The following is a 21,339-nucleotide window of genomic DNA, read 5'->3' on the forward strand; positions in this document are numbered from 1 at the left end:
GTGGCGTTCGGGGCGGAGTGGGCGGGCTTCATCGGCCCGCTGCCGCAGGACAACACCCCGGACGAGGGCCCGTGGTCGGACTGGTTCGCCCGGCGACGGCTCCTGCCGTACCTGCGCCGGTCGGTGGCGGACGGCGCGCTCGGAGCGGCGGAGGCCGCGCTGGTCGAGCAGGTCGTGGCGCGGATCGGTGAGTTCGGCGGGGACGAGCCGCCGGCCCGGGTTCACGGCGACCTCTGGCCCGGCAACCTGCTCTGGGGTGCCGACGACCGGGTGTGGCTGATCGACCCGGCGGCGCACGGTGGGCACCGGGAGACCGACCTGGCCCAGTTGGCGCTTTTCGGCGGGCCCCCGCACCACGACCGGATCATGGCCGCCTACCGGGAGGCGTGGCCGCTGGCGGACGGCTGGCGGGAACGGGTACCGCTGCATCAGCTCCATCTGCTGCTGGTGCACACCGCCCTGTTCGGGACGACGTACCGCGATGCGGTCACCCGGGCCGCCCGCGCGGCGCTGGACGGGCTCGGCCGCGCTACCGTCAACGGGTGACCGCCGCTCCGACGACCGACGGCGTCCTCGTCGACCGGTACGGCCGTGTCGCCCGGGACCTGCGCGTCTCGCTGACCGACAAGTGCAATCTGCGCTGCACCTACTGCATGCCGGCCGAAGGGCTGCCGTGGTTGGCCGGGCCGCAGCTGCTGGCCGACGCGGAGATCGTCCGGCTGGTCCGGGTGGCCGTGGAGCGGCTCGGCGTGACCGAGGTGCGCTTCACCGGGGGGGAGCCGCTGATCCGCCCCGGGCTGACCGGCATCGTCGCCGCGGTGGCGTCGCTCACCCCACGGCCGCGGATCTCGCTCACCACCAACGGCATCGGCCTGCACCGACTCGCCCCCGCCCTGCGCGAGGCCGGGCTGGACCGGGTGAACGTGTCGCTGGACACCCTGGATCGGGAGCGGTTCGCCGCGCTGACCCGGCGGGACCGGCTGGCCGACGTGCTCGCCGGGCTGAACGGCGCGGCCGGCGCCGGCCTGACCCCCGTCAAGATCAACTCGGTGCTGATGCGTGGGGTCAACGACGACGAGGCCCCAGCGCTGCTGCGTTTCGCCCTCGACCACGGTTACGAGCTGCGGTACATCGAGCAGATGCCGCTGGACGCCCAGCACGGCTGGGACCGCGCGGCCATGGTCACCGCGGACGAGATCCTCGGCGCGTTGGAGCAGGAGTTCACGCTCACCCCGGATCCGGCCCTGCGCGGCGGGGCCCCGGCCGAGACCTGGCTGGTCGACGGCGGTCCGGCCCGGGTGGGCGTGATCGCCACCGTCACCCGGCCCTTCTGCGGGGACTGCGACCGGACCCGGCTCACCGCCGACGGTCAGGTCCGCAACTGCCTGTTCGCCACCGAGGAGTCCGACCTGCGCGGCGCGCTACGGGCCGGCGCGGACGACGGCGAGCTGGCCCGGCGCTGGCAGGCCGCCACGCGGGTCAAGCGGGCCGGGCACGGCATCGACGACCCCAGCTTCCTGCAACCGTCCCGACCCATGTCGGCGATCGGAGGTTGAGCGATGCACCTCACCGTCCGCTACTACGCCGGGGCCCGGGCCGCCGCGGGGCGTACCGAGGAGAGCGTGCCGGCGGGCCGGTCCGTGGACGAACTCGTCGGTGAACTCGGCGACCGCCACGGACAGCGGCTGGCCGCCGTCCTGGCGGTGGCGAGCTTCCTGGTGGACGGCGTGGCCTGTCATGATCGTCGGAAACCGCTGCCGCCCGGGGCCACGATCGACGTGCTGCCACCCTTCGCGGGCGGCTGAGAAAGGGCCGGCATGCTGGCGATCACGGGCTTCGTGGCCACCCTCACACTGATCACCGGCTTGATCCACTTTTATCTGTGGAAGCGGCTGGTCAAGGACACCACCGGGCCGGGCCGGTGGCGGAAGGCCGGCAGTGTCGTCGCGCTCGTCCTCGCGCTGCTCGTCCCGGCCACCATGATCACCACTCGGGCCGTCGGGGCGTTCTGGCTGGCCTGGCCGGGCTACCTCTGGCTCGCCCTGATGTTCTACCTGCTGGTCGTACTGCTGCTGCTGGAAGTGCCGACGGCGGTGGCGAAGCTGGTGCTGCGCCGCCGGGCGGTGGTCGCCGAGCCGACCACCGCCGCGCCGGAGCCGGTGCTGGTCGGTGCCGCCGGTGCCGCCGACCCGCCGGCTGCCGCGGCCGTGAACCAGCCGGACCACGACCCGGCTCGCCGGTTGCTGCTCGCCCGGGGGGCGGCGATCTTCGCCGGGCTCACCGCGGCGGGCGTCACCGGGTACGGCGTCCGCACCGCCCTGGGTCCGCCGCAGCTGGACCGGGTGCAGATCCCCCTGGCCAAGCTGCCCCGGAGCATGGACGGGCTACGCATCGCCACCGTCTCCGACATCCACATCGGACCCCTCAACGGCCCGGAGCACACCCAGCGGATCGTCGCGATGATCAACCGGCTGGACGCGGACATCGTCGCGGTCGTCGGTGACCTCGTCGACGGCTCGGTCGCCGAGTTGGGCGAGGCCGCCGCGCCGCTGCGGGACCTCCGCTCCCGGTACGGCAGCTTCTTCGTCACCGGCAACCACGAGTACTACTCCGGCGTGGAGGAGTGGGTACGGGAGGTGGACCGGCTCGGCCTGCGGGTGCTCCAGAACGAGCGCCAGGAGATCCGGGCCCGGGGTGGCGTGCTCGACTTGGCTGGTGTGAACGACGTCACCGCCGCCGGCACCGGGGTGGCCGCGCCCGCCGACTACGCCGCCGCGCTCGCCGACCGGGACACCACCCGGCCGGTGGTGCTGCTCGCCCACCAGCCAGTAGCCGCGCACGAGGCGGCGAAGTTCGGCGTCGACCTGCAACTGTCCGGGCACACCCACGGCGGACAGATGGTCCCGTTCAACCTGGCCGTGCGGCTCCAGCAGCCGGTGGTCTCCGGGCTGGGCGAGGTGGACGGCACCAAGGTGTACGTCACCAACGGCGCCGGCTTCTGGGGCCCGCCGGTACGCGTCGGCGCCCCGCCGCAGGTGACCCTGGTCGAGCTGCGTACCCCATAGCGCGACCCGGGCCCACCGTCCAGCACCGGATTGCTCAGGTCACGCGTACGCGTGGCGACGGGCGGGCACTGGACCACTCGTGACAGGATGCGGCGTGCCTCCGTTCAGCGCCGCACCCCCCGGTGGCCTCCCGCCATTCGTCGCGGACCTGCACATCCACTCGAAGTACTCGCGCGCGTGCAGCCGCGACCTCACCCTGCCGAACCTCGGCTGGTGGGCCCGGCGCAAGGGCATCGGGGTGCTCGGTACCGGGGACTTCACCCATCCCGCCTGGTACGACCACCTGCGGGAGACCCTGCGTCCCGCCGAGCCCGGCCTGTACCGGCTCGACCCCGAGGCGGAGCGGGACATCGCCCGCCGGTTGCCGCCGCGGCTGGCGAGCGTGGCCGAGGCCGACCCGGTCCGGTTCATGCTGAGCGTGGAGATCTCCACGATCTACAAGCGGGACGACCGGACCCGGAAGGTGCACCACCTGGTCTACCTGCCGGATCTGGACGCGGTGGGACGGTTCAACGCGGCACTGGGGCGGATCGGCAACCTCGGCTCGGACGGCCGGCCGATCCTCGGTCTGGACTCCCGGGATCTGCTGGAGATCACCCTGGAGGCCAGCAGCGACGGTTATCTGGTGCCGGCGCACATCTGGACACCCTGGTTCTCGGCGCTGGGCTCGAAGTCCGGCTTCGACGCGATCGCCGACTGTTACGCCGACCTGGCCGGGCACATCTTCGCGGTGGAGACCGGCCTCTCGTCGGACCCGGAGATGAACTGGCGCGTCGGCAGCCTGGACGGCTACCGGCTGGTGTCCAACTCGGACGCCCACTCGCCGCCCGCGCTGGGCCGGGAGGCGACCGTCTTCTCCTGCGCCCGGGACTACTTCGCCATCCGGGAGGCGCTGCGCGGCGCAGACGGGTTGACCGGGACGATCGAGTTCTTCCCCGAGGAGGGGAAGTACCACGCCGACGGGCACCGCCTCTGTGGGGTCAACTGGGCACCGGAGCGTACCCGGCAGGCCGGCGGGCGCTGCCCGGAGTGCGGCAAGCCGCTGACCGTGGGCGTGCTGAGCCGGGTGGAGGAACTGGCCGACCGGCCGGTGGGGCACCGGCCTGCGCAGGCCCGCGAGGTGACCCATCTGGTGCCGCTGGCCGAGATCCTCGGCGAGATCAACAAGGTCGGCGCCCGGTCGAAGAAGGTCGAGGGGAAGCTCAACGAGCTGGTCGCCGCGCTCGGCCCGGAGCTGGAGATCCTCACCCGTACCCCGGTCGACGCGATCGGCCGGGTCGGCGGCGAACTGCTCGCCGAGGCGATCGGGCGGCTGCGCCGCGGCGACGTCCGCCGGGTGCCCGGCTACGACGGCGAGTACGGCGTGATCACCCTGTTCGACCCCGCCGAGCTGGGTGCGGGCGGCACCCCCACGACCCAGGACGCGCTCTTCGACGTACCGGTGCCGGCGCAGCGCAGCCCCGCGGAGCCGGCGCCGAAGCCGAAGGCCCGGCGGCCGGCGGCGAAGGTCGAGCCGAAGCGGAAGGCCACGCAGGCTCCGCCGCCGCCACCGATCGCGCCGTCGCCCTCGCCGCACGAGCCGTTCGAGCCGATGCTGGCCGGCATGGAGGAGGTCGGCACCGGGCTGCTGGACCGACTGGACGCGATGCAGCGGGTGGCCGCCTCCGCGCCGGGCGGCCCGCTGTTGATCGTGGCCGGGCCGGGCACCGGCAAGACCCGGACGCTGACCCACCGGATCGCGTACCTCTGCGCCGAGCTGAACGTCTTCCCGGAGCAGTGCCTGGCGATCACCTTCACCCGGCGGGCCGCCGAGGAGCTGCGGCACCGTCTGGACGGGCTGCTCGGCCCGGTGGCCGAGGACGTCACCGTGGGCACCTTCCACTCGCTCGGGTTGACCATCCTGCGGGAGAACGCGGCGGCGGCCGGGCTGCCGACCGGCTTCCGGATCGCCGACGACGGCGACCGGGCCGCCGCCCGCGCCGAGGCCGGCGACGACGACGCCCGGTACACGACCCTGCTGCGCAAGCGGGATCTGGTCGACCTGGACGAGCTGCTCACCCTGCCGGTCGCGCTGCTGAGCGGTGACCGGAGGCTGGTCGACGAGTACCGCGACCGCTGGCGGTGGATCTTCGTGGACGAGTACCAGGACGTCGACGCGGTCCAGTACGAGCTGCTGCGCCTGATCAGCCCCGCCGACGGCAACCTCTGTGCGATCGGCGACCCGGACCAGGCGATTTACTCGTTCCGGGGTGCTGACGTCGGCTACTTCCTGCGTTTCTCGCAGGACTTCACCGATGCCCGGTTGGTCCGGCTCAACCGCAACTACCGCTCGTCGGCGCCGATCCTGGCCGCCGCCGTGCAGACTATCGCGCCGTCGTCGCTGGTCCGGGGCCGCCGGCTCGATCCGGCCCGACTCGACCCCGAGGCCCCGCTGGTCGGTCGCTACCCGGCGGCCTCCGTCGCCGACGAGGCCGATTTCGTGGTACGCACCATCGACGATCTGGTTGGCGGGCTGTCGCACCGGTCGCTGGACTCGGGACGGATCGACGGTCGGGTCACCTCCCTGTCGTTCTCCGACATCGCGGTGCTCTACCGCACCGACTCGCAGGCCGCGCCGATCGTGGACGCGCTGGCCCGGGCGAACATCCCGGTGCAGAAGCGCTCGCACGACCGGCTGCGGGACCGGCCGGGCGTGCCGGCGATCGCCCGCGAGCTGCGGCACGCCGGGCTCGGCGGCCCGCTGGCCGCCCGGGTCCGTCTCGCCGGAGAGGTGCTCGCCGAGCGTTTCGCCGCTCCCACGCTGGACGGTTCCGGCGCGGTACGCCCCGAGGACATCCGGGTGGCGGTGGACCTGCTCACCCCGCTGGCCCGGCGTTGCGGCGACGACCTGGAGCTGTTCCTGTCCCAGTTGGCCACCGGCGCGGAGGTGGACGCCCTCGACCCGCGCGCCGAGGCGGTCACCCTGCTGACCCTGCACGCGGCGAAGGGTCTGGAGTTCCCGGTGGTGTTCCTGGTCGGGGCGGAGGACGGGCTGCTGCCGTTGCGGTGGCCGGGCAGCGAACCGGACGACGACGCGGTCGCCGAGGAGCGGCGGCTCTTCTTCGTGGGGTTGACCCGGGCCCAGGACCGGCTCTATGTCAGCCACGCCGCCCGCCGGGTGCGGCACGGCGCGGAGCGCGAGTGCCGTCCGTCGCCCTTCCTCGACGTGATCGACCCGGGCCTCTTCGAACGGTTCGGTGAGGCGGAACCGCGTCGACCCAAGGACCGCCAGCTGCGCCTCATCTGACAGCCCGCCGACATGATCCACTCCGTTTGCGGCAATGCGGGGCGTCAGCGGCTTTCGATGGCCGAGCGGGGCTCAGCCGAGCAGCACGGCGAGCCAGGCACCGGCCAGCAGCGCCGGGCCGAAGGGAAGGGCGGTGTCCCGGCGGACCCGGCGGGCGGCCAGCAGGCCGAGCACCACCACCCCGTGGAGGAGGTGCGGGAGGAGCAGGCCGAGCCCGAGGGCCGGCCAGCCGAGCCAACCGAGCGGCAGCCCGAGGACGGCGGCGAGCTTCACGTCGCCGTAGCCGAGCCGCGAGCCGGGCAGGAGGGCCAGCAGCGCGTACCCGGCGAAGGAGAGCACCGCCCCGGCGAGCGCGGCCCACAGCCGGGCCGGCGTCCCGGCGGTCGACGCGGCGGCCACCAGGCCGGCACCGCCGGCCAGGGCGGTGGCCGCCACCAGCGGATCGGGCAGACGCAGGCAGGTGAGGTCGACCCGGGCGAGCACCAACCCACCGGCCGCCATCAGCAGGTACCCGGGCAAGGCAGGGTCGGGGCCACGCACGGCGGCCAGCCCACCGAAGACCACTGCCCCGACGGCACCCGGCACCGCACCCGCCCGGATCCGTCCCGTCGACCGGCCGGCGCAGCCGGGCGAATCACCCGCACCGGCAGCAAGCAGGCCCGGCGCGATCGGCGGGCCCGAGCCGGGAGAGCGCCGGGCGACCACCGGCATGGCACGGCCGGACAGCACACCGGCGAGAGCGCCGAGCAGCGCGGCGGCGGTCACCAGGCCGACGGACACGGGGCGGGAGGTTACCGGCGCGCGGGCTTTCCCGCCGCCCCGGCGACCTTCCCGGACGGTTGCCGGGGACGCTCACTGCTCACCACCAGCGCCACCCCCGCCACGATCACCGCGCCGCCGACCAGCACCTGCGCGGTGACCGGCTCGGCGACCAACAGCGCGCCGAGCACGACCGCCACCACCGGGTTCACGTAGGCGTACGTGGCGACCAGCGAGATCGGCGCGTGGTGCAGCAACCAGACGTACGCGGTGAAGGCGACCAGCGAGCCGGCGACCATCAGGTACGCCAGCGCGGCCCACGACCGGCCGGTCACGTCGCCCGGCGAGAAGCCGCGCAGCTCGTTGCGGGCCAGACCGAGCCCGGCCAGCGCGGCGGCCCCCGCGACCATCTCGTACACGGTGGCGACAAAGGGGTCGGCGGGCATCCGCAGGCGCCCGGAGAGGAACGAGCCGACCGACCAGCAGACCGCCCCCGCGACCACGATGAGCGCCCCGGCCAGCGGCACCGCTGCCGTGTCCCCGGTGGGAAGCACCAGCAGCACCAGACCGAGGAAACCGACGGTCACCCCGACCATGGTCCACCCACGGGGCCGGTCGCCGGTGGCCGTACGAAGCAGCGCCACGAGCAGCGGGACGGTGGCGACCAGCAGGGCCGCGATGCCCGACGGTACGGCCGTCGCGGGCGGACCGGACTCGGCGAGCACCACCAGCCCGTTGCCGCCCGCCAGCAGCAGCACGCCGATCAGCGCGGCCGAGCCGAACTGCCGGCGATCCACCCGCAACGCACCCGGTCCCCGGCGCAGTCGCAGGACGGCGGCGAGCACCAGCGCCGCCACGGCGAAGCGAAGGGCGGCCGAGGTGAATGGCGGCCACGACTCCACGGCGATCCGGATGCCGAGGTAGGTGGAACCCCAGAGGACATAGACCAGCGCCAGCGCGGTCCAGACCAGAGCTGGTCCGGCCGGCGTACGTGAGAAAGATGAGCCCATCGGTGGGCCACGCTACGGTGACCAGGTGTCGGCGTCCGACGAGGGTGACCGAACTTCCTCAGCGGTGGAGTACGCAGGAGGCTGGATGGCGAACTACGGATCCCCCCACGGTGCGCCCCCGCCGTGGGACGGGCGACGCCCCGGCGACGCGTACGACGCCACGCCGGATCCGCCCCGCCGGAGCGGTTGGGGCGAGACGCCCGCCACGCCGGATTGGCAGTCGGGCGCGACGCCCGGCACCCAGGGCTGGCAGGCGGGCGGGCAGACCACCGTCGGGTACCAGCCGCCGACGGTGCCGTACCAGTCGGGCAGCCCGACGGCGTACCTGGCCGGGCCGACACCGCCGCGCCCGAGGCGCCGGCGTGGCGCGCTGCGGACGGTGCTGGCCGTGCTGGCGGCCGTCGTGCTCGGGGGCACGGCCGTGCTGTGGTACCGGGCAGGCGCAATGGACGACGGGGCGTCGCCGGCCGAGGCCGGGCCGACCACGAACGCCACGGTGCCGGGGCCGGTGGGAGCGTTGCCCACTGCGCCCGCGCCGGCCTCCTCGGCGGACCCGCGTTTCGTGAAGGTCGGTGAGTGCGTCCGAAACACCGGCCCGGTTGGTGGGAAGCCCAAGCTGCTCATCGCCGACTGCACCCCGCAGACGTACGAGGTGCTGCGCCGGTTCGACGGGGAGACCAGCGGCGAGAAGGACGCCGAGACGAAGTGCGGGGCGGTGGCCGGCTACACCGACTGGTTCTTCTTCGACAGCGAACTGGACTCGTTGGACTTCGTCCTGTGCCTGAGGAAGCGCTGACCGCCTCCGCGGTAGCCGAAACTAGGGCTGTCTAGCATCCACGGTAGAGAGCCCTAGTTTTTGGTCGAGGACGGAAGACACGCCGATAGCCGCCTCTAGCCATCTCTAGGTTCACGGCTAGACGGCTCGATACTGTGCGATGCGTGGATCCCGTCCGCAACCCGTACGCCCCGGGCGCCGGTCAGCGTCCGCCCGAACTCGCCGGGCGGGGGCGGGAACTGGACGTCTTCGACGTGGTCCTGGAACGCATCGCCCGAGGCCGCCCCGAGCGCAGCCTGATGCTCACCGGGCTGCGCGGCGTCGGTAAGACGGTGCTGCTCAACACGCTCCGCTCGCAGGCCATCAACCGGCTCTGGGGCACCGGCAAGATCGAGGCCCGGCCGGACCAGTCGCTACGCCGCCCGATCGCCGCCGCCCTGCACATGGCGGTCCGGGAACTGGCGCCCCGGCACCGCGCCCCGGACCGGATCGACGCCTTCCTCGGCGTGCTCAAAGCGTTCGCGCAGCGCACCGTGCCGGCCGCCCGCGGGGCCGCCCCGAAGGTGCGCGACCGCTGGCAGCCCGGCATCGACGTACCGGCGAGCAGCGGCCGGGCCGACTCCGGCGACATCGAGATCGACCTTGTCGAGCTGCTCACCGACGCGGCCGGGGTCGCCGCCGACGTGGGCACCGGGATCGCGGTCTTCATCGACGAGATGCAGGACCTCGGCGCGGAGGATGTCTCCGCGCTCTGCGCCGCCTGCCACGAGTTGTCCCAACTCGGTGCCCCGCTGATCGTGGTCGGCGCCGGCCTGCCGCACCTGCCGGCCGTGCTCAGCGCGGCCAAGTCGTACTCGGAACGGCTCTTCCGCTACCAACGCATCGACCGGTTGGACCGGCTCGCCGCCGACCAGGCGCTCTGCGCGCCGGCGGCGCGGGAGGGAGTCGAGTACGAGCAGAAGGCCCTCGACCTGCTCTACGAGAAGTCCGGCGGATACCCGTACTTCGTCCAGGCGTACGGAAAGGCGACCTGGGATCATGCGCCCCGCTCCCCGATCACCACGGCGGACGTGCGGGTCGCCGCCCCCGAGGCGGAGGCCGAACTGGCGGTCGGCTTCTTCGGCTCCCGCTTCGAGCGGGCCACCCCGGCCGAACGCGAGTACATGCGGGCCATGGCGACGCTGTCGCTGGTGCGGGGCGAGGACGACGGCGGCGGTCGGGACGACATGGACGCAGCGGTGCCGACCGCCGAAATCGCCCGCGCGCTCGGCCGCAAGCCGGCCAGCCTGTCGCCCGCCCGGGACGCGCTGATCAAGAAGGGACTGATCTACTCCGGCGAGCGGGGCACGGTCGCCTTCACGGTTCCGCACTTCGGCCGCTACCTGCGCACCCAGCCGACCTGACCACAGCCCACGCCGACCGGACCGCGACCCGCCCTGTCCGGCCGACGGTCAGACGCGGGACCAGGGGGGCGGGAAGACCACCTCGCCCGACGGGGGCGGCGGCTCGCCGCTGACGTCCGGCGGCAGCACCAGCGCCTGCCAGGGCTCGCCGAGACCGGACCACGGGCTGGTCAACCCCAGCCGGTCCGCCGGACCGAACCCGAACCGTCGGTAGTAGGCCGGATCGCCGAGCACCACCACCAGCCGCTCGCCCAACTCGGTGGCCGCGTCCAGCGCGGCCTGCACCACGGCGGCGCCGTGGCCGACCCGCTGCCGGTGCGGGGCCACCCCGACCGGCCCGAGCACCAACGCCGGCCACCGGACGGCGTCGGACGCGACGTGGACGCGACTCAACAGCGCGTACCCGACCACCTCACCGCCGTACTCGGCCACCATGGCCAGTTCGGGAATCCACGCCGCGCTGCCCCGCAGTTCCTCGACGAGCGTCACCTCGCCCGGGGTGGTGCCGTCCGGCCGGGCGAACGCGGCGGTCAGCACCCGGCGGACCGCGAACGTGTCGGCCGGGTCCTCGGGGCGCAACCGCAGCGTCGTCACCCGCGCGACGTTACCCGCCTCCGCCGGTCCATCAGCGACGGTCGCTCAGATCGGCGTGGCGTTACCCGGGCCGATCCGGATCGGCGGTTGTCGGGGTGGCCGTCGCTCCGACGGGGTATGACTGACCCATGAAACCCGTGCGCTTCCTCGCCCGCGTCATGTTGAGCGGCATCTTCGTGGCCAGCGGCGCCCGCAACCTTCAACATCCCGAGCGGCTCGTCCCGGTCGCCAAGCCGGTCACCGACCGGGTCGCCCCCCTGATCCAGCGGACCGCCCCGCAACTTCCGAGCGACCCGGAGACACTGGTCCGCGCCAACGCGGCGGTGCAACTCGCCGCCGGCCTGATGTTCGCCACGGGCCGGTTCACCCGCCCCGCCGCCCTGCTGCTCGCCGGCACCCTGGTGCCCACCACGGTCGCCGGGCATCCGTTCTGGAACAGCGACGACCCGGCGACCCGGACCAGTCACCAGATCCATTTCCTGAAGAATCTCGGTCTCCTCGGCGGGCTGCTGCTGGCCGCCGCGGACACCGAGGGGAAGCCGGGTCTGCGCTGGCGGGCGGGTCACCGCATCGGTCATTCCCGCCGGTCCGTCCGGCGTGCCGTCCGTACGGCCCGCCGCGAGGCCCGCATCGCCCTCCGGTCGGCCGCCGCGGCGCGCAAGCTCCCTGGCTGACCTGCATCAATACGGCCGCCACCCCCGCAAGGCCGCGAATCTCCTGAACCACCCCACTGCTGTTAACGCGGCGGAAATGTCGCAAACATGTGTGGGATCGGACACGGTCGCATAACGCGGGAGGCATTGACGTGAGGCGCCGTTCTAGGCTCCGTACCGGACCTGGACGGGTAGGACGACCTTGGTACGGGGGTGGCCACGCCATGCCGACGATCGTCGGTTCAGGGCTGGACCGCCTCGCCACGGTCCGCCGCGCTACGCGCGGCATCGAGCGCAGGACGGTCGTACGGATCGGCATCGTCACCGCCGTCGCGTACGCGGCATGGCTGGCCATCGGCCTGTTCGGTCGACCGTACAACTTCTTCGACATGAAGATCTACCACGGCGCGGTGGTGTGGTGGGCCAGCGGTCACGATCTTTACGACTTCATCGCGCCCACCACCACCCTCGGTTTCACCTACCCGCCCTTCGCGGCCCTGGCGATGCTGCCGATGGCGTACCTGCCGGTCGCGGCGGCCGGCTGGGTCAACGCGGTGGGCAGCATCGCGGCACTGGCGGTGGTGCTGGCCGCGCTGCTGCGCCCGATCGTCGACCGGCTCGGCTGGTCGCTGTGGTTCGCCGTCGGGATCGCCACGGCGATGTCCGTCGCCCTCGAACCGGTCCGGGAAACCCTCGGCTACGGCCAGGTCAACCTGCTGCTCTTCGCACTGGTGATGGCCGATCTGGTCGGGTTGCGCTGGCGCTCCCGGCGGGGCACCCACGGCCGCCGCACCGACGGGGCCCTGCTGCGTTTCCTCTACAGCGGATCATGGGCCGGCGTGGGCATCGGCCTGGCCACCGCGGTCAAGTTGACCCCCGCGCTGTTCGTCGTCTACCTGCTGGTCACCCGGCAGTGGCGGGTCGCGGCCACCGCGGTCGGCACCACCATCGGCGTCACCCTCGGCACCTTCGCGCTGGTCGGTCCGGAGTCCCGGGCGTACTTCGCCGGGGTGCTCTGGCAGACCGAGCGGGTCGGCGCCGCCGACATGACCCCCAACCAGTCGTTGGCCGGCCTGCTGGCCCGGCTGTACGACTCCATCGAGACGCCCGGCCTGCTCTGGCTGTCGTTCTCCGTGCTGATCCTGGCGCTCGGGCTGTCCCGGGCCACCACCGCCCGCGCCGAAGGCGACGAACTGACCGCCTTCACGCTCGTCGGGCTGACCGCCAACGTGATCAGTCCGATCTCCTGGACGCACCACCTGGTCTGGGTCGTCCCGGCGGTCATCGTGCTCGCCGACGCCGCGATACGCCGGCACGAGGCGAGCCGGGGCCTGGCGCTGCGGGCGGCGCAGTCGTCGGCGTACAAGGGTCCGCCGGTCAACGGGCTGCGCCCGCCGCTCTGGTACCCGACGCTGACCGGCCTGCGGCACGCCGTCGCGGCCGCCGGCCTCTACCTGCTCTTCCTGGTCTCGCCCATCTGGCCGTACGAACACCAACTCCCCGAGGTGTCGCACTACCAGGACGGCCTGTTCGGCGCGCTGATGGAGAACTCACTGGCGCTGGCGCTCATCGTGCTGGTGGCCGCGCTGCCCTGGCGGCCCGGTGCCGAACCGGCGTTCTACACCCTCCGGACGGCCCGCGTCCCGGCCGGTGCGGCACGTCGCTGACCACGCCGGCCGACCGGGGCGACCGGACCGGATCCGGTCAGGGGCAGTTCACCCACTCCTCGGTGCCGTCGGCGAAGACCTGCCGCTTCCAGATCGGCAGACGCGCCTTGACCTCGTCGACCAGCCGGGCGCAGGCGGCGAAGGCCGCCGCCCGGTGCGCGGTGCTGACCGCGGCGACCAGGGCGGCGTCGCCGATCTCCAGCCGCCCGATCCGGTGCGAGACCGCGACCGCGTAGACGGCGGGGTCGGCCGCGATCTCGGCGGCGACCTCGCGGAGCACGGCCTCGGCGCTGGGATGCCCCTCGTACTCCAGCAGGACGACCGGCCGGCCGTGGTCGTGATCGCGGACGACGCCCTGGAAGGAGACCACCGCACCGGCCCGGCGGTCGGCGACCGCCGCCTCGTGCGCGGCCAGGTCCAACGGCCGGTCGGTGACGGCGAGTACGGTCACGGCCACGTCGGCGCTCACCCCGCACGCTCCCCCGGCAGCAGCGGCAGCGGCACGACCGGCACCCGCGCGCCGACCTCGCCGCTGGTGCCGGGACGGATCACCGCGAAGCCGTCCGCGCCGGCCAACCCGCGCAGCATCGCCGAGCCGACGTGGCGCACCGGGTGGGCGGTGCCGGCGGCCCGGTCCAGCCGGACCAGCGCCAGATGGGTGTACGCGCCCCGGCCGGGCACCGGCTCGGCGAGCGCGGCGTACGGCAACGCCGGCACGGGTCGACCGGTCAGCCCGGCCAGCAACGGCGCGACCAGGGAGACCAGGGCGACGATCGCCGACTGCGGGTTGCCCGGCAGCCCGGCCACGAACCGGACCCGGCCGTCGGCACCGGTCACCCGGGCCAGCAGCATCGGGAAGCCGGGACGCACCGCGACGGTGTTCACCACGTACTCCGCGCCGAGGGCCGCGAGCGCCGGGTGCAGGTGGTCGACCGGGCCGTGCATGGTGCCGCCGGTGGTGCAGACCAGGTCGGCGGCGTCGAGTGCGCCACGCAGCGCGGCCACGTGGGCGGGGAGCGTGTCCGCGACCGGACCGACCACGTCGGCGGGGGGCACCTCACAGCCGTAGCGACGCAGCCAGGCCGGCACCGCCGGGCCGAGCGCGTCCCGCACCCGCCCGGCACCGGGCGGGCCGGCGGTCAGCAGTTCGTCGCCGAAGACCAGCAGCGCGGCCCGGGGCCGGCGGCGCACCCGGAGCTGGTCGTGGCCGCAGGAGGCGGCCAGCCCGACCAACGCCGGGTCGACCGGGGTACCGGCAGGGAGCAGTTCCTCACCCGCGTACGCCTCCTCACCCGGCTCCCGCCACTCCGGCTTCGGCCGTGGGATGCCGGTGACCCGCCCGTCCGGCGTACGGCTCGACTCCTCGATTCGCAGCACCGCGGTGGTACCCGTCGGGACCATCGCCCCGGTGGCGATCTCGACGGTGGTGCCGTCGGCGGTCAGCGGGGGCGGGCTGTTCCCGGCCAGCGCCCGCCCGACGACGTCCCACGGGCCGGCACCCCGCACCGCCCAGCCGTCCACGCTGGAGGTGGGAAAGGCGGGCAGGTCGGTCCGGGTGGTCAGCGGTTCGGCGAGCGTGTGCCCGTCGGTGTCGGCGAGCGGCCGGGTGACCACGGGCAACGCGGCGGCACGGCCGGCCGCGTACACCCGGGCGCGGGCCTGTTCCCAGTCGGCCGGCGGCGGCGCGGCCACCTCCGCCGCCGTGGCGGCGGTTTCCGTGCTCACCGGCTGGCCTCCCTTCCCGGGGGTGTTTCCGCGTTTCGTCATGGCGAGCCTATCGCCACGCCGTCCCGCCTCACTGTCAGTGGTCGCCACCGCGCAACTGGTCCACGGTGTGGGCCAGGATCGGTCCGAGCACGGCGAGACCGTCCCTGGCCCCGCCGGTCGAACCGGGCAGGTTGACCACCAGCATCCGACCGGCCACCCCGGCGAGCGCGCGGGACAGCGCCGCCGTGGGGACGCGGTCCCGGCTGTGCGCGCGGATCGCCTCGGCGATGCCGGGGATCTCGTAGTCCAGCAGCGCCCGGGTCACGTCCGGAGTCCGGTCGGTCGGGGTGATCCCGGTACCCCCGCTGGTCAGTACCACGTCGACGCCGTCGGCGAGGGCGGCCCGCAGCGCCGCGCCCACCGGCTCCCCGTCGGGCACCACCACCGGGTCGTCGACGGCGCAGCCCAGCTCGCGCAGCCCCGCCACCAGCAGCGGTCCACTGGTGTCGGCGTAGACGCCGGCGGCGGCCCGGTTGGAGGCCACCACCACCCGGGCCCGGATCACGGCCGGTCCACCGGGCGGACCCACTCGCCGGTCTTGCCGCCTTCCTTGCGGAGCACCCGGACGGCCTCCACGCTGGCGGCCGGGTCGACCGCCTTGACCATGTCGACCAGCGCGAGGCCGGCGACGGCCACGGCGGTCAACGCCTCCATCTCGACCCCGGTGCGGTCGGCGGTCCGCGCCGTTGCCGTGATCTCGACGGTGTCGGCGGTGAGTTCGAGGTCGACCGCGACGCCGTGCAGGGCGATCGGGTGGCAGAGCGGGATCAGCTCGGGGGTGCGCTTGGCGCCCATGATGCCGGCGAGCCGGCCGACCGCGAGGGCGTCGCCCTTCGGCAGTCCGTCGCGGCGCAGCAGGTCGACCACCGCGGCGGTGGTGCGCAGCCGGCCGGCGGCGACGGCGAGCCGGCCGGAGACCGGCTTGGCGGAGACGTCGACCATGCGGGCCGCGCCCGCCGCGTCGACGTGGGTGAGCTGCTGCCCGGGTTCGGTCACGGCGCCGAGCCTATCGTCCGGTCCGCGCACGACGCTCCGGTGCGGGCACGGCGGCACCGTCGACCAGGGAAGCAGCCGCGGCGATCTGCACCGCAAGCCAGCAATAGCCCATATTTCCAAGAATGCGACGAGGGCGTTCGACTTTCGTTCGACAGTCCGGGCCGGATTCGGGTGGCCGGTCGCGATCCGGCACCATTCCTTCACCGGGCTCCGTCCCGGATGGCCCTCACCGGCCCTCGCCTGATCCGACGGAGGACTCGAACTGAACCCCGGATGAGTGGCGGTCACCCCGCCGCGACACTGGGACTGCCAGTGGATTTTTCACGCACCGAGACGAACACCTGACGCATCGGCGTGGGTACGCAAAAGAACGACCTTACCGCTCTCCGCACAGACCTGATAAACGGAAAGTCATGAATAGCCACGTTGTTGGCTTATGTTGAATGAAATTACATATACACATCCTAATTATCGCCATCTTCACTTACGCTGCCAATCATCAACGAAGCAGCACATCGCCAGCAAATAAGGCGGGTGCCCGGAGGCGAGGGAGGCAGGACATGCGCGGCAGCGAGTGGGGCTGAGTTCCGGGCCTGTGACCTCTGGGTCCCCGCGCGATAGGCTGCGGCCAGAGGTGAGGCGGTCAGCCGGGAGTGGTGTGACTCTTACCAGGCGACGCGAGAATGAGACCGATCGGCAGCTCCGGCTGCTCGTCGGTCTCGTCGTCGTTCTCGCGACCTGCGCGACCCTCGCCGCGCTCTGGGCCACCGTGGTCTCCGTCCCACCCCGGTCCATCGACGACGCGGCCGTGCTGCTCGCGCTCGCCCTGACGGTCACGATGGGTACCTCGGTCAAGGTCCGCATCCGCATCAGGTCAACCACCCACCTGATCAGCTGGAGCGAGATGGCCATCGTGCTCACCGTGGCCCTCGCGCCCCTGCCCTGGGCCGTGCTCTGCACCCCCATCGGCGCCGCGCTGGCCTCCTGGCGCCTCCCCGCGATCAAGTTGTTCTTCGGGGTCGGCAAGAACACCATCCTCGCCTCCGGGGCCGGCGCCACGCTGGCGGCCCTGCACTGGGCACCCACCATGGGCGTCGCCCAACAGGTCGGCCTCCTCGCCGTCGCCTACCTGGTCGCTGCCCTGCTGGACGACGTGCTGGCCATACCCGTCATCGCCATCGCCTCGGGCACCCGGATCTCCCGCCAGTTCCGCAGCAACCTCGACCTGCGGATCGGCGGCTTCGTGGTGCGGTTCGTGGTGGCCGCCTGCACCCTGATCCTGCTCCGGGCCGACCCCCAGCTGCTGCTCGCCGTGCCACCCCTGGTGCTCAGCCTGCACCTCGCGTACTCCACCCGGATCCGCACCCGCACCGAGCAACAGGCCTGGCAGCGCCTCGCCCGCACCACCGACGCCCTCAACGTGGTCGAGCTGGACCAGGTCCTCACCATCGCGGTGACCCAGGCCGCCGAACTCTTCTCCGCCGACGAGGTCGAGATCGTGCTCGGCGACGAGGGCCGGACCATCCGCGGTGCCAGCGGCGTGATCACGTACGACGGACCGGCCAGCGAACCCAGCCCGATCGACGGCGCGGTGGTCACCGCCCGCCTCGAAGGGCACGACCGGACCGCCGACATCGGCACCCTGCGACTGCGTTTCCACGGGCCGGTCCAGCTCTCCGAACGCGAGCAGTACACCCTGCGCACGTTCGCCTCCGCGCTCTGCACCGCCGTCCGCAACGCCCGCGCGTACGCGGAACTGGCCCGGGTGGCCGCCGAACACGAGCACGCCGCCACCCACGACGCCCTCACCGGCCTCGCCAACCGCCGACACCTGCTGGAAAGCGGCACCGAGCAGCTCAACACCCGGCACGCCGAGGGGATCACCGCGCTGGTCCTGATCGACCTCAACCACTTCAAGGAGGTCAACGACACGCTCGGGCACGCCGCCGGGGACCAGGTGCTCACCCAGGTCGCCGACCGGCTGCGCGACGCCGCCCGGGACACCGACCTGGTGGCCCGCCTCGGCGGCGACGAGTTCGCCGTGCTGCTGCGCGGCCTGTCCGCCCCCGCCGTCGCCGCGCACCGGGCGGAAACGCTGATCGGCGTCCTGCACGAGCCGTTCGAGGTGGACGGGATGCGGATCAGCGTGGAGGCCAGCGGCGGCATCGCAGCCGCCCCCGCCAGCGGCGGCATGCCGGAACTGCTGCGCCGCGCGGACGTGGCGATGTACCAGGCCAAACGGGCCGGTCAGCGGATCGCCACGTACGTCCCCACCCGGGACACCGCCGACCTCGGCCGGCTCGCCCTCGGCGGTGAACTGCCCCGGGCGGTCGCCGACCAGGAGTTCACCGTCAACTTCCAGCCGATCGTGGAGCTGGGCAGCGGCGCGGTGACCGGCGCGGAGGCCCTGGCCCGCTGGCACCATCCCGTGCACGGCGTGATCGACCCGCTGCGCTTCATCGACGCCGTCGAACGCTCCGGCCTGCTGCCGGCGTTCGCCGAGGCGATCCTCGACCAGGCCCTGCTGGCCGCCGTCACCTGGCGTACCGCCGGCTTCGACGTGCCGGTCTCGGTCAACGTGTCCCCACGCAGCCTGCTCGACGCCCGCTTCCCCGGCGCGGTCCTGGCCCGGCTACGCGCCCACGACCTGCCGCCGGAACGGCTCGTGCTGGAACTGACCGAGACGCTGACCCTCAGCCAACTCGACGTCGTCGACCAGGTGCTCAACCGGCTGCGCGAGGCCGGCGTCCGGCTCGCCCTCGACGACTTCGGCACCGGTTACTCCTCCCTCTCGCTGCTCTCCCGCATCCCCGTGCACGAGCTGAAGATCGACCGGAGCTTCGTCACCGCGATGGACAGCTCCCCGGAGGCCGCCGCGGTGATCCGCTCCACCCTCGACCTGGGCCGCAGCCTCGACCTGACCGTGGTGGCCGAGGGCGTGGAGAGCGAGTCGCAACGCCGCGCCCTCTGGGAGCTGGGCTGCGGTGCCGGACAGGGGCACCTGTTCGCCCGCCCGCTGCCCGCCGGCACTCTCCTCGCCGCCCTGCAACGCGGGCCGGGCGGCCGCCCGGGCGTCCTCGTCCCGCCGCTGCACGACACCGGCACCGTCATCCGGCTCGCTGCCGGCCGCCGTCCACCCCCGCGGATCCGCAACGCCGGTCTGCCACACTTGCCCGCGTGACCGCCCCCTCCCGAGCCGCCCGCACCTGGCGGACGGTGCACTCCGCCGCCGGCGGCCTCGCCCTCGACCTGGGCCTGTACGCCATCTCCGCCGGCTTCGCCGCGGCCACCGCGGCCACCTCCACCCTGGCACCGCACCGCGCGTGGGGAAGCATCGCCACGGTCGGCTACCTGCTCGCCGCGCTGCTGGTCGCCGGTCAACTCCTCGTCCGCCGGGCCAGGCCGGCCTGGGCCGGCACCGCGGCCCGGTCGGTGGTCGCCGGGCTGGCCTGGCTGACCACCGCGCTGCTCCCCCTCGTGGCGCAGAGCGTGCAGCGGGCGGCCGGGCGTACCGACCGGGCGCAGGAGGAGGTGGTGGTGGTCGAGCACGCCGGGATCCGGCTGACCGAGACCGGCACCCCGTACCTCGGCCACGACGCCATCGCGGCGCTTCCCGCCGACGAACGGCTGCTCGGCTACACGCCGTACCAGCCGGGAATGGCGCTGTTCGGGCTGCCCCGAGCCGCCACCGACGCCTGGTGGACCGACTCCCGGGTCTGGTTCGCGCTGGTCACCGCACTGGTGTTGACGCTGGCCGTGGCCACCCTGCGCGACACCCGGCGGTTTGCCACCGGAAGCCCGGCGCCGGCCGCCGTGCTGCGCGGCGTACAGGCCGCCACCGTACTGCCGGTCTGCGCGCTCACCCTCGCCACCGGCGGCGACGACCTGCCGGTCCTCGCGCTCTGCCTGCTCGCCCTGGCGTTCGCCGCCGCCGGCCGACCCGTCGCCACCGGCGTCGCCGTCGGGCTCGCCGGGGCACTCAAGCTCTTCGCCTGGCCGGTCGCCCTGGTGCTGATCTTCTGGGGCGCGACCCGACGCTCCGGTCTGCGGGTCGCCGCCGGCGCGTTCGGCCTGCCGGTGCTCGCCCTGCTCCCCGCCCTGCTGGTCGACCGGGACGCCCTGGTGGAGAACGTACTGCGGTTCCCGCTCGGGCACGGACTGGTCACCAGCCCCGCCCAGTCTCCCTTCCCCGGGCACCTCGTGGCGACCACCCTGCCGGCCGGTCGAGCCGTCGCCGCCGCGCTGCTCGTCGCGGCCGGACTGGCCATCGCCGTCCGGCTGCTGCGCCGCCCGCCCCGCACCGCCGCCGCAACCGCGCTGATCTGCGGGTACGGCCTGCTCGCGGCGATCCTGCTGATGCCCTCCACCCGCTTCGGGTACCTCCTCTACCCGCTCGCCCTGCTGATCTGGGCCCCCGCGCTGCTGTCCGCCCCCACCCGTGTTCCCGTTTCCCGGACGGAGGCGCACGCCAGGGCGTAGACCTGGAACATGAGCACCTACCGCGATCGTGAGGACGCCGGCCGGCAACTCGCCGAACGACTGACCGGCCTCGTCGGCCAGCCCGACGTCATCGTGCTGGGGCTGGTCCGCGGTGGCGTACCGGTGGCCCGGGTCGTCGCCGACCGGCTCGGCGCCCCGCTGGACGTGCTGGTGGTCCGGAAACTGGGCATGCCGTTCGCCCCCGAGGTCGCCTTCGGCGCGCTCGGGCCGAGCGGCATACGGGTGCTCAACGATCCGGTCGCCGCCCGGCTCGGCCCCGACGACGTCGCCGAGGTACAGCGCCGGGAACAGGTCGAACTGGACCGGCGGGAGGCCCGCTACCGGGCCGGCCGCCCACCACTGGACCTGACCGGGCGTACCGCCGTGATCGTCGACGACGGCCTGGCCACCGGCGCCACGGCCCGGGCCGCCGTCCGGGTCGCCCGCCACCTCGGCGCCCGCCGGGTCGTCGTCGCGGTGCCGGTCGGCTCGCAGGAGGCGTACGAGATGCTGGCCGCCGAGGCCGACCAGGTCGTCTGCGCCCAACGGCCGCCCGACTTCGGGGCGGTCGGCGCCTACTACGACGACTTCCACGAGGTCTCCGACGACGAGGTCACCCAAGCGTTGATCGCCACCGCCTGAAGTTCGCCACCACGGGGTACGGTCGAACGATGCAGCTCACCTGTCCCAAGTGTCACGCAGACATGCGCCAGTACGAGCGCAGCGGAGTCGTCATCGACCAGTGCAGCGAGTGCCGGGGGATCTTCCTCGACCGCGGCGAGCTCGAGAAGCTCTTCGAGGCCGAGGCGAACTGGAACCGGCAACACGCCGCCGGGGTGCCCGGGCAGCAGCCCCAGCAGGCCCCCGCGCCGGGTGGGTACGCCC

The 21,339-nt window shown here is 73.6% G+C and carries 20 protein-coding genes; 13 read left to right on the top strand and 7 right to left on the bottom strand.

The genetic code is table 11. The annotated features are described in order from the left end of the window. From E1166_RS19860 to E1166_RS19880, 5 genes are all read left to right on the top strand, one after another. Positions 1–546: fructosamine kinase family protein (locus tag E1166_RS19860; protein ID WP_165944387.1), on the top strand; the 546-nt coding region annotated here is incomplete at its 5' end. After that, complete coding sequence (gene moaA / locus E1166_RS19865; protein ID WP_132340876.1) at positions 543–1,556, top strand: GTP 3',8-cyclase MoaA; 1,014 nt, start codon at positions 543–545, stop codon at positions 1,554–1,556. The genes E1166_RS19860 and moaA, both read left to right, overlap by 4 nt. Before the next feature lie 3 nt (positions 1,557–1,559). Further along, complete coding sequence (locus E1166_RS19870) at positions 1,560–1,805, top strand: MoaD/ThiS family protein (protein WP_132340878.1); 246 nt, start codon at positions 1,560–1,562, stop codon at positions 1,803–1,805. A 12-nt stretch (positions 1,806–1,817) separates the two neighbouring features. Next, on the top strand, positions 1,818–3,065 hold the full coding sequence (locus E1166_RS19875; RefSeq protein WP_132340880.1) for a metallophosphoesterase: 1,248 nt from the start codon (positions 1,818–1,820) through the stop codon (positions 3,063–3,065). Positions 3,066–3,159: 94 nt separating this feature from the next. Continuing rightward, positions 3,160–6,351, top strand: a complete 3,192-nt coding sequence (locus E1166_RS19880) for a UvrD-helicase domain-containing protein (RefSeq protein ID WP_132340882.1) — start codon at positions 3,160–3,162, stop codon at positions 6,349–6,351. 72 nt (positions 6,352–6,423) lie between these two features. On the opposite strand, the gene E1166_RS19885 is transcribed toward E1166_RS19880, so the two are convergent. Further along, complete coding sequence (locus tag E1166_RS19885) at positions 6,424–7,131, bottom strand: A24 family peptidase (RefSeq protein WP_243710440.1); 708 nt, start codon at positions 7,129–7,131, stop codon at positions 6,424–6,426. 11 nt (positions 7,132–7,142) lie between these two features. Beyond that, the gene (locus E1166_RS19890) at positions 7,143–8,120 is read right to left on the bottom strand and encodes an EamA family transporter (protein ID WP_132340884.1); all 978 of its coding nucleotides are present in this window, start codon (positions 8,118–8,120) and stop codon (positions 7,143–7,145) included. A gap of 292 nt (positions 8,121–8,412) precedes the next feature. Between E1166_RS19890 and E1166_RS19895 the strand changes: the two genes are divergently transcribed. After that, complete coding sequence (locus E1166_RS19895) at positions 8,413–8,916, top strand: hypothetical protein (protein WP_132340904.1); 504 nt, start codon at positions 8,413–8,415, stop codon at positions 8,914–8,916. Between the two features lie 143 nt (positions 8,917–9,059). Further along, positions 9,060–10,298 carry an ATP-binding protein gene (locus E1166_RS19900; protein WP_132340886.1) on the top strand — a complete coding sequence of 413 codons (1,239 nt, stop codon included), beginning with the start codon at positions 9,060–9,062 and terminating at the stop codon, positions 10,296–10,298. A 48-nt stretch (positions 10,299–10,346) separates the two neighbouring features. Here E1166_RS19900 and E1166_RS19905 read toward each other — a convergent pair whose 3' ends face one another. Further along, positions 10,347–10,892, bottom strand: a complete 546-nt coding sequence (locus E1166_RS19905; RefSeq protein ID WP_132340888.1) for an N-acetyltransferase — start codon at positions 10,890–10,892, stop codon at positions 10,347–10,349. 128 nt (positions 10,893–11,020) lie between these two features. Between E1166_RS19905 and E1166_RS19910 the strand changes: the two genes are divergently transcribed. Next, entirely contained in the window at positions 11,021–11,566 is a 546-nt protein-coding gene (locus E1166_RS19910) for a DoxX family protein (RefSeq protein ID WP_132340890.1), read from the top strand. Between the two features lie 203 nt (positions 11,567–11,769). Beyond that, entirely contained in the window at positions 11,770–13,212 is a 1,443-nt protein-coding gene (locus tag E1166_RS19915) for a glycosyltransferase 87 family protein (RefSeq protein WP_132340892.1), read from the top strand. A gap of 37 nt (positions 13,213–13,249) precedes the next feature. Here E1166_RS19915 and E1166_RS19920 read toward each other — a convergent pair whose 3' ends face one another. The 4 genes from E1166_RS19920 to moaC all read right to left on the bottom strand — a co-directional run bounded on the left by E1166_RS19920 (position 13,250) and on the right by moaC (position 15,975). After that, positions 13,250–13,669 (bottom strand): molybdenum cofactor biosynthesis protein MoaE, encoded by a 420-nt coding sequence (locus E1166_RS19920; RefSeq protein WP_132340906.1) that lies wholly within the window; start codon positions 13,667–13,669, stop codon positions 13,250–13,252. Positions 13,670–13,677: 8 nt separating this feature from the next. Then, complete coding sequence (locus E1166_RS19925; protein ID WP_243710441.1) at positions 13,678–14,937, bottom strand: molybdopterin molybdotransferase MoeA; 1,260 nt, start codon at positions 14,935–14,937, stop codon at positions 13,678–13,680. 76 nt (positions 14,938–15,013) lie between these two features. After that, entirely contained in the window at positions 15,014–15,484 is a 471-nt protein-coding gene (locus tag E1166_RS19930) for a MogA/MoaB family molybdenum cofactor biosynthesis protein (protein WP_132266867.1), read from the bottom strand. Next, complete coding sequence (gene moaC, locus E1166_RS19935) at positions 15,481–15,975, bottom strand: cyclic pyranopterin monophosphate synthase MoaC (RefSeq protein WP_132340896.1); 495 nt, start codon at positions 15,973–15,975, stop codon at positions 15,481–15,483. The genes E1166_RS19930 and moaC overlap by 4 nt, the downstream gene beginning before the upstream one ends. Positions 15,976–16,633: 658 nt before the next feature. Here moaC and E1166_RS19940 point away from each other — a divergent pair. The 4 genes from E1166_RS19940 to E1166_RS19955 form a co-directional block, all read left to right on the top strand. Further along, a complete protein-coding gene (locus E1166_RS19940) occupies positions 16,634–19,156 on the top strand; it encodes a bifunctional diguanylate cyclase/phosphodiesterase (protein ID WP_207914373.1) in 2,523 nt (840 codons plus the stop codon). Then, complete coding sequence (locus tag E1166_RS19945) at positions 19,153–20,454, top strand: glycosyltransferase 87 family protein (protein ID WP_132340898.1); 1,302 nt, start codon at positions 19,153–19,155, stop codon at positions 20,452–20,454. Before E1166_RS19940 ends, E1166_RS19945 begins: the two co-directional genes overlap by 4 nt. 9 nt (positions 20,455–20,463) lie before the next feature. After that, positions 20,464–21,096, top strand: coding sequence for a phosphoribosyltransferase family protein (locus E1166_RS19950; RefSeq protein ID WP_132340900.1), 633 nt, complete (start codon positions 20,464–20,466; stop codon positions 21,094–21,096). Positions 21,097–21,125: 29 nt separating this feature from the next. Further along, on the top strand, positions 21,126–21,339 hold a 214-nt coding region (locus E1166_RS19955; protein ID WP_165942651.1), incomplete at its 3' end, for a zf-TFIIB domain-containing protein.

The organism is Micromonospora sp. KC213 (assembly GCF_004348325.1).
Taxonomy (GTDB): domain Bacteria; phylum Actinomycetota; class Actinomycetes; order Mycobacteriales; family Micromonosporaceae; genus Micromonospora.

Excerpts from the sequence above, each read along its gene's own strand:
- E1166_RS19870 (WP_132340878.1), top strand. The coding sequence starts at position 1,560 with ATGCACCTCACCGTCCGCTACTACGCCGGGGCCCGGGCCGCCGCGGGG.
- E1166_RS19875 (WP_132340880.1), top strand. The coding sequence starts at position 1,818 with ATGCTGGCGATCACGGGCTTCGTGGCCACCCTCACACTGATCACCGGC.
- E1166_RS19890 (WP_132340884.1), bottom strand. The coding sequence starts at position 8,120 with ATGGGCTCATCTTTCTCACGTACGCCGGCCGGACCAGCTCTGGTCTGG.
- E1166_RS19910 (WP_132340890.1), top strand. The coding sequence starts at position 11,021 with ATGAAACCCGTGCGCTTCCTCGCCCGCGTCATGTTGAGCGGCATCTTC.
- E1166_RS19915 (WP_132340892.1), top strand. The coding sequence starts at position 11,770 with ATGCCGACGATCGTCGGTTCAGGGCTGGACCGCCTCGCCACGGTCCGC.
- E1166_RS19950 (WP_132340900.1), top strand. The coding sequence starts at position 20,464 with ATGAGCACCTACCGCGATCGTGAGGACGCCGGCCGGCAACTCGCCGAA.